Genomic DNA, 15,833 nt, shown 5'->3' on the forward strand with positions numbered 1-15,833 from the left:
GTTTCCGGGCCGCCGGCCCGGCCGCCGCGTCCCCCGTTCGGCCCAGCGATCGCACCGGCGGGCGGGGGCACGTACGAGGATGAACGGGTCGGTGCTCGCCGCAGGGCGGCACGTGGATCGCGAGGGCGGTGCGGGATGCAGTTCGACGACAACGCCGATCTGGACACCTCCGAGGTCAAGGATGTGCGCGGCAGCCGCATCCCCGGCGGGCGGGCCACGGTCGGCGGCGGCATCGTCGGCTTGATCGCGCTGGTCCTCGGGCTGCTCTTCGGAGTGGGCCCGGAACAGCTGGGGCTGTCCTCGGGGGACCAGGAGCCGGCGCCGGCCGTGTCCTCGCTCGGTCAGGTGCAGCAGACGTGCAGGACGGGGCGTGACGCCAACGCGCGCGAGGACTGCCGGCTGGTCGCGGTGGTCAACAGCACCCAGGACTTCTGGAAGCAGGAGTTCACCAGGCGCGGCGGCCGGTACGCCCCGGCGTCGACGGTGTTCTTCACCGGCCGGGTGAACACCGCCTGCGGGGCGGCCACCTCGGCGGTCGGCCCCTTCTACTGCCCCGCGGACCGCCAGGTCTATCTGGACCTGGGCTTCTTCGACGAGCTGCGGACGAAGTTCGGCGCGAGCGGCGGCCCCTTCGCCCAGGCCTACGTCGTGGCCCACGAGTACGGGCACCACATCCAGAACCTGATGGGCACGCTCCAGCGGGCGCAGGACGGGCAGCAGGGCGCCAACAGCAACGCGGTCAAGGTGGAGCTCCAGGCCGACTGCTACGCCGGGGTGTGGTCGCACAACGCGACGAGGACCCCGGACGAGTCCACCGGCCGGCCGCTGATCACCAGCCTGACCGACCAGGACATCAGGGACGGGCTCGACGCGGCGGCGGCGGTCGGCGACGACCGGATCCAGGAGAGGTTCCAGGGCCGGGTGACCCCGGAGTCCTGGACGCACGGCTCGGCCGAGCAGCGTCAGCAGTGGTTCTACCAGGGCTACCGCACGGGCGACATGGCCCAGTGCAACACCTTCCGCTGACTGTCGGTCCCTCCTGCCATGCTGGTGTGACGCGCGTCACCGTCACGAGAGGGAGTGATCGTCATGGCAGGCGTTCCGTCCATCTGTCCCACGCTGGTCTACCGGGACGCCAAGGCGGCCATCAGGCTGCTGACCGAAGCCTTCGGGTTCAGCCAGGTCGCGGTGTACGAGGGTGAGGACGGCTCCGTGCTGCACGCGGAGCTGGCGTACGGCAACGGTGTCGTGATGCTGGGCAGCAAGGGCAGGGGCGGGGTGTTCGACAAGGCCATGGAGGGCGCCGGCCCCACGGGGGTCTACGTCCTCGTCGACGACGTGGACGGCCATCACCGGCGGGCCGCCGAGCACGGGGCGGAGATCCTGATGGAGCCCACCGACCAGGACTACGGCTCCCGCGACTACATGGCCCGGGACGCCGAGGGGAACATCTGGAGCTTCGGGACGTACGCGCCGCAGGTCTGAGGCCCGCGGCGCGTACGCGCACGGCGCGGCCGTCAGCCGCCGCCCGTGTGGACCTGGAAGGCGGCACGGCGGACCGCCTTGGCGAGGGCCGGGTCGGGGTGGGCCGCGGCCAGCGCGACCAGTACCTGCACGGTGCGCGGGTGGCCGACCGCGCGGACCTCGTCGAGCAGCCGGGGCACGGTGGTGCGCACGGCCGAGTCCAGGTGGCGGGCCAGCAGCTCGGCCTCGCCGTGGTCGGCGATGGCGGCCGCGGTGTCCACCCAGAGCCAGGTCGACTCCTCGGCGGTGAGGACGTCCTGCGCCTCGTCGGGGTCGACGCCGTCGTGCTCGGCGAGCCAGAGCAGGGCGTAGGGGCGCAGGGCCGGTTCGCGTACCGCCGCCCGCACCTCGGGCTCGGCGGGGGCGCCGACCACGCGCAGCGCCTCGAAGGCGAGGCCGCGCAGCAGGGCGTCCTCGCCGCGGGCGGCGTGCAGCAGCTCGCTGACGGCGTGGCCGACCGGCCGGGCGGCGAGCCAGGCCCGGTACTCGGCGCGGGCGGGTCCGGGGGTGAGCCGGGCGCAGCCGTGCAGCATGGCGGCGGCGGACTGCTCGATGTTGCCGGCCGGGCTCTGCGCGGCGACGCAGATCTGCTCCAGCTTGACCCAGACCGCCCAGCTGCCGAGGGGGGTGAGCGCGGCCCGAGCGGGGCCGAGGGTGACGGCGTCCACGGCGGCGAGTCCGCCGAGCGCCCAGCGCAGCAGCCGGGCGAGCGGGACGGCGGCGCCGGTCCCGGCGGCCTGCGGCGGGTCCTCGTACGGGACCTCGCAGCGCTCGTCGCGCAGTTCGGCGACGCGCTGCCCGAGCAGGTCGAGCAGGTCGGGGACGGTCACGGGGCCGGCCGACAGCTGGAGCAGCGAGAGGAGTTGGGGCATGGCCTCGACGACCTCGGCGACGGCCTCGGGGGCGATGTCGGCCGGGGCGGGGTGGACCAGCGACCAGGCGTCGAAGAGGGCGACCCAGCCGCGCAGGACGGCGGAGTCGTCGCGGTCCCAGGCGCGCAGCCGCCAGCCGGGCCGGGCGTGGCCGCCGTGCACCTCGACGAGGCCGGCGAGCCGGGCGCGGTCCCAGCCGACGCGGATCTGGCCGTGCGTCAGGTTCAGTTCCCCGGCGGCGCGTTCGACGTCGACGGCCGGCAGGGCGCCGGTGGGTGCGGGCCTGCCCCCGTCGCCGGAACCGAGGTTGAGTTCGGCCCACCGGCTCAGGCGCACCGCGTCGGCGAGCGAGGCGCGGGCCCGGTTCGCGAGGTCGGCCGTGGCGGGCGTGCCGGCCGGGGGCCGCTGGGCGGGCCGGGTGCGTCGGTCGGTCACCGCCTTGCGGGCCGCGGCGACCGAACGCGGGGAGACGAGTCGGAGTCTGGAGTCGCGAGCCAACTGCTCATCAGGCTTTCGGGACGTCACGGAAGCAGTCTCGCCCGTCACCGGCCGAAAGCCCAAACGGAATCGGCCGTTACCACTGCTCGCCCGGGTGACAGACCCGGACAACATCCCCTCAGACGCTCCTTCGTCTCACGGTCTTCACATCAATGGGGTGAGGAAGCGGCGCAGGGCTTCCTCGTAGGCCGCGGGGTCCGCGTTCCACATCGCGCCGTGTTCGGCCCCGTCGACGGTGTGCAGCTGGACGAGGTCGGGGCGGGCGGCGGCCAGCCGGCGGGAGGGCCCCCAGGGGGCGAGCGTGTCGTCGGGGCCGTGGAAGACCAGGACGGGGACGCGCAGCGCGCCCGGGTCGGAGCCGGGCGGACGGCGGTCCGCGCGCAGCCCCGCGCGGCCCTCGGCGGCCCAGACGGCGAGCGGCACCACGGGGGCCGGGGTGCGGCGGGCCACGGCCAGCCTGCGCAGGGTTTCGTGCCAGTCGAGCACGGGCGAGTCGAGGACCAGACCGGAGATCCGGTCGGCCAGCGCGGAACGCTCGACGGCGTGCAGGGCCATGGTGGCGCCGGTGGACCAGCCGTGCAGGATCACCCGCCGGGCTCCGTAGCGCAGGGCGTAGCGGATGGCGGCGTCCACGTCGCGCCACTCCGATTCACCGAGGTGGCCGATGCCGTCCGGGGACGCGGGGGCACCGAGGTCGCCCCGGTAGGCGAGGTCGAGGACGGGGAAGCGGCTGCGGTGCAGGAACGGCATGACCACCATCGGGTGCTCCCGGGTGCCGCCGAGGCCGTGCACGGTGATCACCCAGGTGTCGCGGTCCTCGGGCACGAACCAGGCGGGCAGCGCGCCGAGCTCCCCGGGGACGTCCACGTCGGCGTGGTCGAGCCCGAGGGCGGTGCGCGGGTTGCCGATGTGGACCTGGGGGGTGATCCGGACCCGGGTGCCGGGGTCGAGGCTGCCGTGGGTGACGGCGACGAGCCGTCGCACGACGGCGTCGGGGTCGTGCTCCGCGCCGGTGACCACGGGCCCGACGACGGCGTGCACCCCGGGTGCGGTCAGGCCGTAGGTGCCCGGGCGCAGGGAGGCGAGGGTGCGGGTCAGCGTGACCCGGCCGACGGCGGTGGAGTGGACGCTGAGCCGGGCGCCGCCGGGCAGCGGGCGGCCGGGCTCGGGCCGCAGGGCCGCGTCGGCGGCGTACCGGCCGGCCGCGACGGCGGCCGCGCCGGCTCCCAGGAGCGTCGTGGTGACGGCCGCTGCCGTCGCTGTGGCGGTACGCACCGTTCCAGTGTCGGTGCGTGAGCGTCGGCGGGCCACCGGAGGAGATCGTTCCGCGGTCCGCGCGGAAGCTGCGCCGGGGGGGCGTGATCTAGGTCTCTTTCGATGCCCGCGACACGGGGCCGTATACGCCACGGAGCCGGGGCGGAGGGGTTCGTTCACCCCGCTTTGACGTGCATTTATCGAGTTATCTACGGGAGAATCCGGACGAATGCTCCGATCGGGCCACTGGCCGGTACACCGCTCCGCCCATGCCAGTTCATCTTCCGTTCACCCAGGTTGCCTACGGTCGGCGAGCCACTGACGCCAAACAGAAGCCTGGGTAAATGGAGCACATAACGCTTCTCCTCGGGATCGTGATCATCACCGCTCTCGTGTTCGACTTCACGAACGGTTTCCACGACACAGCCAACGCGATGGCGACCACCATCTCGACCGGCGCCCTCAAGCCCAAGACGGCGGTGGCAATGTCCGCCGTGCTCAACCTCGTCGGCGCGTTCATGTCCGTGGAGGTCGCCAAGACGATCTCCAAGGGCCTCGTCAACGAAGAGGGCATCCAGCCGGAAGTGATCTTCGCCGCCCTGGTCGGCGCGATCCTGTGGAACCTCGTCACCTGGCTGATCGGCCTGCCGTCCAGCTCCTCGCACGCCCTCATGGGCGGTCTGATCGGCGCCGCGGTCGCGTCCGCCGGCATGGGAGCGGTCAACGGCGACGTCGTCGTCACCAAGGTCCTGATCCCCGCCGTCGCCGCCCCGATCGTGGCCGGTGTGGCCTCGATGCTGGCTGCCCGGGTCACGTACAAGATCGGCGGCCAGGTCGGCGAGAAGACCTCCGCCAAGGGTTACCGCGCCGGTCAGATCGCCTCGGCCGGTCTCGTCTCCCTCGCGCACGGCACCAACGACGCGCAGAAGACGATGGGCATCATCACGCTGGCGCTCGTCGCCGGCGGCGCCATCGCCCCCGGCTCCAACCCGCCGGTCTGGGTCATCGTCTCGGCCGGTATGGCCATCGCGATGGGCACCTACCTCGGCGGCTGGCGCATCATCCGCACCATGGGTTCCGGCCTGACCGACCTGCAGCCGCAGCAGGGCTTCGCCGCCCAGACCTCGGCCGCCAGCGTCATCCTGGCCTCCTCCTCCCTCGGCTTCTCCCTCTCCACCACCCACGCGTGCTCCGGCGCCGTCATGGGTGCGGGCCTGGGACGCAGGGGCGGCGTGGTCCGCTGGTCCACCGCGACCCGCATGTTCATCGCCTGGGGCCTGACCCTGCCGGCCGCCGCCCTGGTCTCCGCCGGCGCCGAGCTGATCATGCGTACCGGTGACGTGGGCGTCGCCGCCGTGGCGGTCTTCCTGGTCGCCTCCTGCGCCGCCATCTGGTTCATCTCGCGCCGCCAGGTCGTCGACCACAACAACGTCAACGACGTGGCCCCGGCGGCCGCCGAGGAGCCGGGTGTGGTCACCACGGCCATGGCCGCCGTCACCGTGCCGCCGACCGTCGCCGCCGCCGGTACCGGCACCGCGGTGACCGATGGCGACCTCAAGGCCACCATCCCGGCCGCGACGACGACCCCCGCGGCCCCGGCCGCGGCGGTCTGACCCCGAGAACGACAGAGGAATCAGCGGTATGAAGATCGACTGGGCAGCCCTCGGCTCCGTCTTCGGAGTCAGCCTCTCCGCCACCGTCGCCCTCGTGGCCCTGTTCACCCTGGGCCTGGTGGGCCTGTCCAAGCACGAGGCCGCGACCGAGCAGGGCGGCAGCGCCGCCCTCGCCCGCAGCGGCGCGTACGCCTGCTTCGCGCTCGTCGCGGTGGCCGTGGGCTACGGGATCTACCTGATCGTCTCGTAGGACGCGGGACACCACGTGTGAACGCTCCCTCCGGGTTTCTCCCGGGGGGAGTTTTCGCGTACCCCGTCGCAGGTCAACGGCGAGTTGACGGGCGTTCGCGGTGCGTGGTGGACTGCCCGAGCCAATACGGCGGCATGGAGAGGAAGTCCGGTGCGAATCCGGCGCGGTCCCGCCACTGTCACCGGGGCACTCCGCCGAGTGCGCCCCGGGAGCCAGGAACTCTCGCCGCCGGACACGTCGAACCAGGGCGCGGACCCTGAGTGAGGACATACCTGCCACCATGCGTGCCGATCGCGTCTTCGCGTACGGCGCCGCGGCGGGCCTGATCGGCGACCGGATCCTCGGTGATCCGCGCCGCGGGCACCCCGTGGCCGCCTTCGGACGAACCGCCGCCGCCGTCGAGCGCGCCCTGTGGCGCGACGACCGCGCCCGGGGCCTCCTGCACACCCTGGTGTGCGCCGGGGGCGCCGCCGCCGTCGGCGCGCTCGGCGCCCGCGCCGTGCGCTCCCGGCCCGCGGCCGCCCGCATCGCCCTGACCGCCGCCGCCACCTGGGCCGTCGTCGGCGGCACCTCGCTGGGCCGGGAGGCCCGCGCCATCGGTGGCGCGCTCGCCGCCGGGGACGCCGACGTCGCCCGGGAACGGCTGCCCCACCTGTGCGGGCGCGACCCGCAGTCCCTGGACGAGCAGCAGATGGCCCGCGCCGTCGTGGAGTCGGTCGCGGAGAACACCTCCGACGCGGTGGTCGGCGCCCTGGTGTGGGGGGCCGTGGCCGGCGTTCCCGGGCTGCTGTTCTTCCGCGCCGTGAACACCCTGGACGCGATGGTCGGCCACAAGTCCCCCCGCTACCGGCGCTACGGCTGGGCCTCCGCCCGCCTGGACGACCTGGCGGGCTGGCCGGGAGCCCGGCTCACGGCCCTCGCCGCGGTGGCGGCGGGCCCGGACCGTCGGGGGGCGGTCCGGGCCTGGCGCGCGGACGCGGCCGAGCACCCCAGCCCGAACGCCGGACCTGTGGAGGCCTCCTTCGCGGGGGCGCTCGGCGTACGGCTCGGCGGAACCCTCTCGTACGGCGGCCGGGTCGAGCACCGGGCCGTGCTCAACGGCGGGACGGGGCGGCCCGTCGAGGTCGCCGACATCGAACGGGCGGTACGGCTGTCGCGGCGGGTGACCTGGCTGGCGCTGGGCGCCTGCGTCGCGGCGCGGACGCTGGTATCGCGGACATCCCAGACATCTCGTACATCGCGGACATCACTGAGGGGGCGCGCATGAACGGCGCGAGGCGCGGCGGCGGACTGCTGGTCGCGGGCACCACGTCCGACGCGGGCAAGAGCGTCGTCACCGCGGGCATCTGCCGCTGGCTGGTCCGCCAGGGCGTCAAGGTCGCGCCCTTCAAGGCGCAGAACATGTCGCTGAACTCCTTCGTGACCCTGGAGGGCGCCGAGATCGGGCGTGCCCAGGCCATGCAGGCCCAGGCCGCCCGCGTGGAGCCGACCGCGCTGATGAACCCGGTCCTGCTCAAGCCCGGCAGCGACCGCAGCAGCCAGGTGGTGCTGCTGGGCAAGCCGGTCGGCGAGATGAGCGCCCGCGGCTACCACGGGGGGCGGCAGGAACAGCTCCTCGGCATCGTCACGGACTGCCTGGAGCAGCTGCGGGGCACGTATGACGCCGTGATCTGCGAGGGGGCGGGCAGTCCGGCCGAGATCAACCTGCGCCGGACCGACATCGTGAACATGGGGATCGCGCGGGCCGCGCGGTTCCCGGTGGTGGTGGTCGGGGACATCGACCGGGGCGGGGTCTTCGCCTCCTTCTTCGGCACGACGGCGCTGCTGTCGCCCGAGGACCAGTCGCTGATCGCCGGCTACATGGTGAACAAGTTCCGCGGCGACGTCTCGCTGCTGGAGCCCGGCATGGAGATGCTGCGCTCCCTCACCGGGCGCGCGACGTACGGCGTCCTCCCCTTCCGGCACGGGCTGGGGATCGACGAGGAGGACGGGCTGCGGGTCTCCCTGCGGGGCGCGGTGCGCGAGTCGGTCGTCGCCCCGCCGGTCGGCGAGGACGTGCTGCGGGTCGCGGTGTGCGCGGTGCCGCTGATGTCGAACTTCACGGACGTCGACGCGCTCGCGGCGGAGCCGGGGGTCGTGGTGCGGTTCGTGGACCGGGCCGAGGAGCTGGCGGACGCGGACCTGGTCGTCGTACCGGGTACCCGCGGCACGGTGAAGGCCCTGGAGTGGCTGCGCGAGCGCGGTCTCGCGGACGCGCTCGCGCGGCGGGCCGCGCAGGGGCGGCCGGTGCTGGGCATCTGCGGCGGGTTCCAGGTGCTGGGCGAGCGGATCTCGGACGACGTCGAGTCCCGGGCGGGCGAGGTGGAGGGCCTCGGGCTGCTGCCGGTCCGCGTGCGCTTCGCCGTGGAGAAGACCCTGGCCCGGCCGTCGGGTTCCGCCCTGGGTGAGCCCGTGGACGGGTACGAGATCCACCACGGGGTGGCCGAGGTCCTGGGTGGGGAGCCGTTCCTGGACGGGTGCCGGGTCGGGTCGGTGTGGGGTACCCACTGGCACGGCTCGCTGGAGTCGGACGGCTTCCGCCGGGCCTTCCTGCGGGAGGTGGCCACGGCCGCGGGCCGCCGCTTCGTGCCGGCCCCGGACACCTCGTTCTCCGCGCTGCGGGAGGAACAGCTGGACCTGCTCGGGGATCTGATCGAGGAACACTCGGATACGGATGCCCTGCTGCGGCTGATCGAGGGCGGCGCCCCTGCCGGCCTCCCGTTCCTCCCGCCGGGCGCGCCGTGAGTGCGGCCGGCGCCCTGCGGGCGGCTCTCCCCCGCCCCGCCCCTTCCGGACACTGTGGGCACCGCCCCCAGACCCTCCAGCCCCGCCGGCGTTTGAGGCGCGGGGTCCGGGGCGGAGTCCCGGGAAACGGTGAAAGGGCGGGGCGGGGAGCAGCTCCGCGCAGCGGCCCCCGCGCCCCCGCCCGCCCCGCACGGACCGCAAGCACCGGCACCGGCACCGGCACCCGCATCAACACCCGCCCGCGCACGCGTACCCGTACAGAAGGAGTGAGCACCGCATGAGCACGCCCTACCCGTTCACCGCAGTGGTCGGCCAGACCGACCTGCGGCTGGCGCTCCTGCTCAACGCCGTGAGCCCCGCCGTCGGTGGGGTGCTCGTGCGCGGCGAGAAGGGCACCGCCAAGTCCACCGCCGTGCGCGCCCTGTCGGCCCTGCTGCCGCAGGTGGACGTCGTCCCGGGATGCCGGTTCAGCTGCGCTCCCGCCGCACCGGACCCCGCCTGCCCCGACGGCCCGCACGAGCCCGGTGCCGGCGACGCCCGCCCCGCCCGGATGGTGGAGCTGCCCGTCGGCGCCTCCGAGGACCGCCTCGTCGGCGCCCTCGACATCGAACGGGCCCTGTCCGAAGGCGTGAAGGCCTTCGAGCCGGGGCTGCTCGCCGACGCGCACCGCGGCATCCTCTACGTCGACGAGGTCAACCTCCTCCACGACCACCTGATCGACCTGCTCCTCGACGCAGCCGCGATGGGCGCCTCGTACGTGGAGCGCGAGGGCGTCTCCGTCCGTCACGCCGCTCGCTTCCTCCTCGTCGGCACGATGAACCCCGAGGAGGGCGAGCTGCGCCCGCAGCTCCTCGACCGCTTCGGGCTGACCGTCGAGGTCGCGGCCTCCCGCGAGCCCGCCCAGCGGGTGGAGGTGGTGCGCCGCCGGCTCGCGTACGAGGACGATCCGGCGGGCTTCGCGACCCGCTGGGCGGGCGACGAACACGAGGTCCGCGCCCGCGTCGTGGCCGCCCGGGCGCTGCTCCCGAAGGTCGCTCTCGGCGACACCGCGCTGCTCCAGATCGCCGCGACCTGCGCCGGCTTCGAGGTCGACGGCATGCGGGCCGACATCGTGATGGCCCGGACGGCGACCGCGCTGGCGGCCTGGGCCGGGCGGACCGAGGTGCGCAAGGAGGACGTACGGCAGGCGGCCCTGCTGGCGCTCCCCCATCGGCGGCGCCGCAACCCCTTCGACGCGCCGGGCCTGGACGAGGACAAGCTGGACCGGATCCTCGACGAATTCCCCGACGAGGAGCCGGACCCCGAGCCGGAGCCGGACGGGCCGCGGCCCGAGCCGGAGGGGCCGGACGACGACGGCGGCGGCCCCGACGGGGGCGGCGGTGCACCCCCGCAGGGCGCCGGTCCCGAGGGCGGCGGCCCGGCCGGGGCCGGCGAGGCGCCCGAGGCACCCGAGCAGGCCCCGGAGCAGCGGCCCGACACCCCGCAGCCCTCCGCCCAGCAGGGCGGCGCGGCTCCCGAGCAGGCCGCCGTACGGGCCGCCGAGCCGTTCCGGACCAAGGTGCTGAGCGTGCCGGGGCTCGGCGAGGGCGCGGCCGGACGGCGTTCGCGCGCCCGTACCGCCCACGGCCGGACCACCGGCTCGCAGCGCCCCCGCGGCCAGCTGACGAAGCTGCACCTGGCGGCGACCGTGCACGCGGCCGCCCCGCACCAGAAGGCGCGCGGCCGGGCCGGACGCGGGCTGGTCATCCGCAAGGACGACCTGCGGCAGGCAACGCGGGAGGGCCGCGAGGGCAACCTCGTGCTGTTCTGCGTCGACGCCTCGGGTTCGATGGCCGCCCGGCAGCGCATGGGCGCCGTCAAGGGGGCGGTGCTCTCGCTGCTGCTCGACGCCTACCAGCGCCGGGACAAGGTCGGCCTGATCACCTTCCGCGGCTCCGGCGCGGACCTCGCGCTGCCGCCCACGTCCTCGGTGGACGCGGCGGCGGCCCGGCTGGAGCAGCTGCCGACCGGAGGCCGCACCCCGCTCGCCGCGGGGCTGCTCAAGGCCCACGAGGTACTGCGGATCGAGCGGCTGCGCGACCCGAGCCGCCGGCCGCTGCTGGTGGTGGTCACCGACGGCCGGGCCACGTCGGCCGGGGCCGTCGGCGGCGATCCGCGCGAGCTCTCGGGGCGCAGTGCCCGGCTGCTGGCCGCGGAGGGCGTCGCGTCGGTGGTCGTGGACTGCGAGTCCGGGCCGGTCCGGCTGGGGCTGGCCGGGGTACTGGCCGCCGACCTCGGCGCGCCCGCCGTCACCCTCGACGGGCTGCGGGCCGACTCGCTCGCCGGGCTCGTGAAGAACGTACGTACCGCAGTGACCCACACTGCGTCACTCAACAGCGTCTCCAGGAGGGCCGCGTAATGCCGCAGGGACAGCCGACCGTCGTTCCGGACGACGGGCTCACGACGCGCCAGCGCCGTAACCGTCCGCTCGTCTTCGTCCACACCGGCCCCGGCAAGGGCAAGTCCACGGCGGCCTTCGGGCTGGCGCTGCGCGCCTGGAACCAGGGCTGGCCGATCGGGGTGTTCCAGTTCGTCAAGTCGGCGAAGTGGAAGGTCGGCGAGGAGAACGCGCTCAAGGTGCTCGGCGCCTCCGGCGAGGGCGGCTCCGTCGTCTGGCACAAGATGGGCGAGGGCTGGTCCTGGGTCCAGCGGGACGCCCAGCTCGACAACGAGCAGGCCGCCAAGGAGGGATGGGAGCAGGTCAAGCGCGACCTGGCCGCCGAGACGCACAAGCTGTACGTGCTCGACGAGTTCGCGTACCCGATGCACTGGGGCTGGATCGACGTCGACGAGGTCATCGAGGTGCTGCGGAACCGTCCCGGCACGCAGCACGTGGTGATCACCGGCCGCAACACGCCGGAGAAGCTGCTGGAGTTCGCGGATCTCGTCACCGAGATGACCAAGGTCAAGCACCCGATGGACGCCGGCCAGAAGGGCCAGAAGGGCATCGAGTGGTGACCTCGTCCAACGTTCCCCGGCTGGTCGTCGCCGCGCCGTCCTCCGGCAGCGGCAAGACCACCGTCGCCACGGGCCTGATGGCGGCCTTCTCGGAGCGCGGCCTCGCCGTGTCCCCGCACAAGGCCGGGCCCGACTACATCGACCCCGGTTACCACGCGCTCGCCACCGGCCGTCCGGGGCGCAACCTGGACGCCTTCATGTGCGGGCCGGAGCTGGTGGCCCCGCTGTTCGCGCACGGGGCCGCCGGGTGCGACCTCGCCGTGGTCGAGGGCGTGATGGGGCTGTACGACGGCGCGGCGGGCCGGGGTGAGCTGGCGTCGACGGCGCAGGTGGCGAAGGTGCTGCGGGCGCCGGTGGTGCTGGTGGTCGACGCGTCGTCGCAGTCGCGGTCGGTGGCGGCGCTGGTGCACGGCTTCGCGTCCTTCGACCCGCAGGTGCGGCTGGGGGGCGTGATCCTGAACAAGGTCGGCTCCGACCGGCACGAGGCGATGCTGCGGGAGGCCCTGGAGGAGGCGGGGATGCCGGTCCTCGGCGTGCTGCGGCGTGCTCCGCAGGTGGCCGCGCCGTCCCGGCACCTGGGGCTGGTACCGGTCGCCGAGCGGCGGGCGGACGCGGTGGCCGCCGTTTCGGCGCTGGCCGAGCAGGTCCGGGCCGGGTGCGACCTGGACGCGCTCATGGCGCTGGCCCGGACGGCCCCTCCGCTGGCCTGCGAGCCGTGGTCGCCCGCGTCTGCGATCCCAGCCTCGCCGGCGTTCGAGGCGCGGGGGTCCGGGGGCGGAGTCCCCGGCAACGGCGCCGCGCCGGTCATCGCGGTCGCGGGCGGCCCGGCGTTCACGTTCTCGTACGCCGAGCACGCTGAGCTGCTCACGGCCGCGGGGGCGGAGGTCGTCACCTTCGACCCGCTCCACGACGAGGCACTTCCCGAAGGAACCACCGGCCTGGTGATCGGCGGCGGCTTCCCTGAGGTCTACGCCCCGGAGCTCTCGGCGAACGAGCGGCTCCGCGAGGCCGTGGCCGCGTACGCGGCAGCCGGCGGCCCCGTCGCGGCCGAGTGCGCCGGGCTGCTCTACCTCGCCCGGTCCCTCGACGGGAAGCCCATGTGCGGGGTGCTCGACGCCGACGCGCGGATGTCGGAGCGCCTCACGCTGGGCTACCGCGAGGCCGTCGCGGTGTCCGACAGCGCGCTCGCGCCCGCCGGGACCCGGCTGCGCGGGCACGAGTTCCACCGCACGGTGATCGAGCCGGGTGCGGGTGCGGCCCCCGCGTGGGGGTTCACGCACCCGGAGCGGCGCGTCGAGGGCTTCGTACAGGGGGGTGTGCACGCCAGCTACCTGCACACGCACTGGGCGGCGGAGCCTTCCGTCGCGCGCCGGTTCGTGGAAGCAGCGGCGGCGGGCCGGCCGTGAGATCAGTCCGCCAGGCCCACCACGAGCCAGATCCCGGCCACCCCGCCCACGGTGCACAGCAGCGTGGACAGGGCGGGGTGCTTGTGGTGGGCCTCGGGCAGGATCTCGGCGGCGGCCAGGTACAGCAGGACCCCTCCGAAGAACCCGAGGTACGCGCCGAGGGGTTCCTCCGGAAGGGTGAACAGCAGAGTGGACGCCGCGCCCACGACGGGGGCGACGGCGTCCGCGAGGAGCATCAGCAGGGCCTTGCGGCGGTCGTTGCCGTAGAGGCTCGTCAGCGTGTACGTGTTGAACCCGTCGGCGAAGTCGTGGGTGATGACGGCCAGCGCCACGGCCACCCCCATCCCCCCGCCGACCTGGAAGGCCGCACCCAGGGCGATGCCGTCGGCGAGGCTGTGGCCGACCATGGCCGCCACCGCGGTGAGGCCGACCTGCGGGACCCGGTGTCCGTGGCCGTTCTCGGCGCCGTGCGCGGCCTGCCGTACGGCCAGGAGCCGTTCGGCGACGTGCGCGACGAGGAACCCGGCCACGAAGAGCAGCAGGGCGAGCGGGACGCCGAGGAACTCGCCGCCAGCCGCGTGCAGGGCCTCCGGGAGCAGGTCGAGGCCGACCACGCCGAGCATCAGCCCGCCGGCCAGGCCCAGCACGAGGTGGCGGCGGTCGGTGACGCGCTGCGCCGCCCATCCGCCCGCCAGCGTCATCAGGAACGCGCCCAACGCCACGATCACGGCCATGTGGCCCTGAATACCGACTCCCCGGCCCGCGCGCACGTCCGCGCGCGGGTGGCGGGCGGCGGATGGTTGACGAAACGGAGGGAGGATCCCCGGTGGGCGAGTACGTGACGCAGCTGGTGGTCGGTGTCGGCGGACGGGCGGGGGTCTCCGTGGCGGAGGTCTGCGCCCTGGTGGAGGAGACGCTGCGCGGGGCCGGGCTGGCCTCGCAGGCGGTGACGGCGCTCGCCACGGTGGAGTCGAAGGCCGCCGAGGCGGGGATAGCGGGTGCGGCGGAACGTTTCGGCGTGCCGCTGGTCGGCTATCCCGCGGAGCAGTTGGCCGCGATCAGGGTGCCGCACCCGTCGGAAGCGGTGCGCGAGGCGACCGGCACGCCCTCGGTGGCGGAGGCAGCGGCGCTGGCGGCCGGCGGCGAACTCCTGGTACCGAAGCGGCGGTCGGTGGCGGCGACCTGCGCGGTCGCGACGGCGCAGGCGCACGACCTGCGGCACCACGGGGACGCGGAGGTGATCGACGCCGGCCCGGGGCTGGTGGACCTCGCGGTCAACGTACGGTCGGACACGCCCCCGGAGTGGCTCAAGCAGCGGATCGCCGCCTCGCTCGGGGACCTCGCCGCCTACCCGGACGGCCGGTCGGCGCGCGCGGCGGTGGCGGCGCGGCACGGGCTTCCGGTCGAGCGGGTGCTGCTGACGGCCGGGGCGGCGGAGGCGTTCGTACTGATCGCGCGGGCGCTGGGGGCCGTACGGCCGGTGGTGGTGCACCCGCAGTTCACCGAGCCGGAGGCGGCCCTGCGGGATGCGGGGCACCGGGTGGAGCGGGTGCTGCTGAGGGCGGAGGACGGGTTCCGGCTGGACCCGGCGGCGGTGCCGGAGGAGGCGGACCTGGTGGTGGTGGGCAACCCCACCAACCCGACGTCGGTCCTGCACCCGGCGGCGACGCTGGCCGCGCTGGCCCGGCCGGGGCGGATCCTGGTCGTCGACGAGGCGTTCATGGACGCCGTCCCGGGCGAACGGGAGGCCCTGGCGGGGCGGACCGACGTACCGGGGCTGGTGGTGCTCCGGAGCCTGACGAAGACCTGGGGGCTGGCGGGGCTGCGGATCGGCTACGTACTGGCCGAGCCGGAGGTGATCGCGAAGCTGGCCGCGGCGCAGCCGCTGTGGCCGGTGTCGACGCCGGCGCTGGTGGCGGCGGAGGCGTGCGTGTCGCCGGCGGCGCTGGCCGAGGCGGAGGAGGCGGCGCGGCGGATCGCGGTGGACCGGGCGCATCTGCTGGCCGGCCTGGCGGAGTTCGACGAGGTGTCGGTCGCGGGGGTGGCGGAGGGCCCGTTCGTCCTGATCCGGGTGGCGGGCGCGGCGGAGGTCCGGACGCGGCTGCGCGGCCTCGGCTTCGCGGTGCGGCGGGGGGACACGTTTCCCGGCCTGGACCGGTCCTGGCTGCGGCTGGCGGTCCGCGACCGGGCCACGACGGGACGACTGCTCCAGGCCCTGGACCACGCCCTCACGCTGGCCGCGTACTGACGAACCCCCGCCCGCAGCACCCCTGCCCAGCGCTCCGCCCGGGGTTGTCGGTTCGGCTCCAGCGCCGCTGCCCTGGGTTCCGCCCCGGGGTTGTCGGTTCGGCTGCAGCGCCGCTGCCGGGGCTCCGCCCCGGACCCCGCGCCTCAAACGCCGGCGAGGCTGGATGGTTCCGGCCCGTCCGCACCCTCCAGCCGTCCGGCGTTTGAGGACCGGGGTCCGGGGCGGAGCCCCGGGTCTTTCAGCCCCGCCGGCGTTTGAGGCGCGGGTCCGGGCGCAGCCCCCGGCCGTCCAGCCCGTCCGGCGCTTGAGGACCGGGGTCCGGGGCGGAGCCCCGGGTCTTTCAGCCCCGCCGGCGTTTGAGGCGCGGGGCCGGGCGGAGCCCCCGGC

General features: G+C 74.9%; 13 protein-coding genes and 1 riboswitch. Of the genes, 10 read left to right on the plus strand and 3 right to left on the minus strand.

From position 1 onward, the window contains the following. Nucleotides 1–135: 135 nt before the first annotated feature. Nucleotides 136–1,026 carry a KPN_02809 family neutral zinc metallopeptidase gene (ypfJ, locus tag ACZ6Y1_RS32470; RefSeq protein ID WP_469638296.1) on the plus strand — a complete coding sequence of 297 codons (891 nt, stop codon included), beginning with the start codon at nt 136–138 and terminating at the stop codon, nt 1,024–1,026. A 63-nt stretch (nt 1,027–1,089) separates the two neighbouring features. Continuing rightward, nucleotides 1,090–1,485: a VOC family protein gene (locus ACZ6Y1_RS32475; protein ID WP_469638299.1), complete on the plus strand. Its 396-nt coding sequence runs from the start codon at nt 1,090–1,092 to the stop codon at nt 1,483–1,485. 32 nt (nt 1,486–1,517) lie between these two features. Here ACZ6Y1_RS32475 and ACZ6Y1_RS32480 read toward each other — a convergent pair whose 3' ends face one another. Both ACZ6Y1_RS32480 and ACZ6Y1_RS32485 read right to left on the minus strand, forming a co-directional pair. Beyond that, nucleotides 1,518–2,921: a hypothetical protein gene (locus ACZ6Y1_RS32480; protein WP_469638302.1), complete on the minus strand. Its 1,404-nt coding sequence runs from the start codon at nt 2,919–2,921 to the stop codon at nt 1,518–1,520. Nucleotides 2,922–3,038: 117 nt separating this feature from the next. Beyond that, nucleotides 3,039–4,169: an alpha/beta hydrolase gene (locus ACZ6Y1_RS32485; protein WP_469638305.1), complete on the minus strand. Its 1,131-nt coding sequence runs from the start codon at nt 4,167–4,169 to the stop codon at nt 3,039–3,041. 323 nt (nt 4,170–4,492) lie between these two features. Between ACZ6Y1_RS32485 and ACZ6Y1_RS32490 the strand changes: the two genes are divergently transcribed. The 7 genes from ACZ6Y1_RS32490 to ACZ6Y1_RS32520 all read left to right on the plus strand — a co-directional run bounded on the left by ACZ6Y1_RS32490 (nt 4,493) and on the right by ACZ6Y1_RS32520 (nt 13,198). Further along, a complete protein-coding gene (locus ACZ6Y1_RS32490) occupies nt 4,493–5,761 on the plus strand; it encodes an inorganic phosphate transporter (protein WP_469638308.1) in 1,269 nt (422 codons plus the stop codon). A gap of 28 nt (nt 5,762–5,789) precedes the next feature. After that, complete coding sequence (locus ACZ6Y1_RS32495; RefSeq protein WP_469638311.1) at nt 5,790–6,011, plus strand: hypothetical protein; 222 nt, start codon at nt 5,790–5,792, stop codon at nt 6,009–6,011. Between the two features lie 139 nt (nt 6,012–6,150). Continuing rightward, nucleotides 6,151–6,233, plus strand: a riboswitch (cobalamin riboswitch). 58 nt (nt 6,234–6,291) lie between these two features. Beyond that, on the plus strand, nt 6,292–7,278 hold the full coding sequence (locus tag ACZ6Y1_RS32500) for a cobalamin biosynthesis protein (protein ID WP_469638314.1): 987 nt from the start codon (nt 6,292–6,294) through the stop codon (nt 7,276–7,278). Then, entirely contained in the window at nt 7,275–8,795 is a 1,521-nt protein-coding gene (locus ACZ6Y1_RS32505; RefSeq protein ID WP_469638317.1) for a cobyric acid synthase, read from the plus strand. Before ACZ6Y1_RS32500 ends, ACZ6Y1_RS32505 begins: the two co-directional genes overlap by 4 nt. A gap of 277 nt (nt 8,796–9,072) precedes the next feature. After that, nucleotides 9,073–11,193: a putative cobaltochelatase gene (locus ACZ6Y1_RS32510; protein WP_469638320.1), complete on the plus strand. Its 2,121-nt coding sequence runs from the start codon at nt 9,073–9,075 to the stop codon at nt 11,191–11,193. After that, nucleotides 11,193–11,792 carry a cob(I)yrinic acid a,c-diamide adenosyltransferase gene (cobO, locus tag ACZ6Y1_RS32515; RefSeq protein ID WP_469638323.1) on the plus strand — a complete coding sequence of 200 codons (600 nt, stop codon included), beginning with the start codon at nt 11,193–11,195 and terminating at the stop codon, nt 11,790–11,792. Before ACZ6Y1_RS32510 ends, cobO begins: the two co-directional genes overlap by 1 nt. Further along, nucleotides 11,786–13,198: a cobyrinate a,c-diamide synthase gene (locus tag ACZ6Y1_RS32520; RefSeq protein ID WP_469638326.1), complete on the plus strand. Its 1,413-nt coding sequence runs from the start codon at nt 11,786–11,788 to the stop codon at nt 13,196–13,198. The genes cobO and ACZ6Y1_RS32520 overlap by 7 nt, the downstream gene beginning before the upstream one ends. A gap of 2 nt (nt 13,199–13,200) precedes the next feature. On the opposite strand, the gene ACZ6Y1_RS32525 is transcribed toward ACZ6Y1_RS32520, so the two are convergent. After that, a complete protein-coding gene (locus tag ACZ6Y1_RS32525) occupies nt 13,201–13,932 on the minus strand; it encodes a ZIP family metal transporter (RefSeq protein WP_469638329.1) in 732 nt (243 codons plus the stop codon). Between the two features lie 62 nt (nt 13,933–13,994). On the opposite strand from ACZ6Y1_RS32525, the gene cobC reads away from it, so the two are divergent. Beyond that, nucleotides 13,995–15,446 (plus strand): Rv2231c family pyridoxal phosphate-dependent protein CobC, encoded by a 1,452-nt coding sequence (gene cobC / locus ACZ6Y1_RS32530; protein ID WP_469638332.1) that lies wholly within the window; start codon nt 13,995–13,997, stop codon nt 15,444–15,446. Nucleotides 15,447–15,833: the final 387 nt, after the last annotated feature.

It is taken from the genome of Streptomyces sp. NPDC053432, assembly GCF_055585365.1.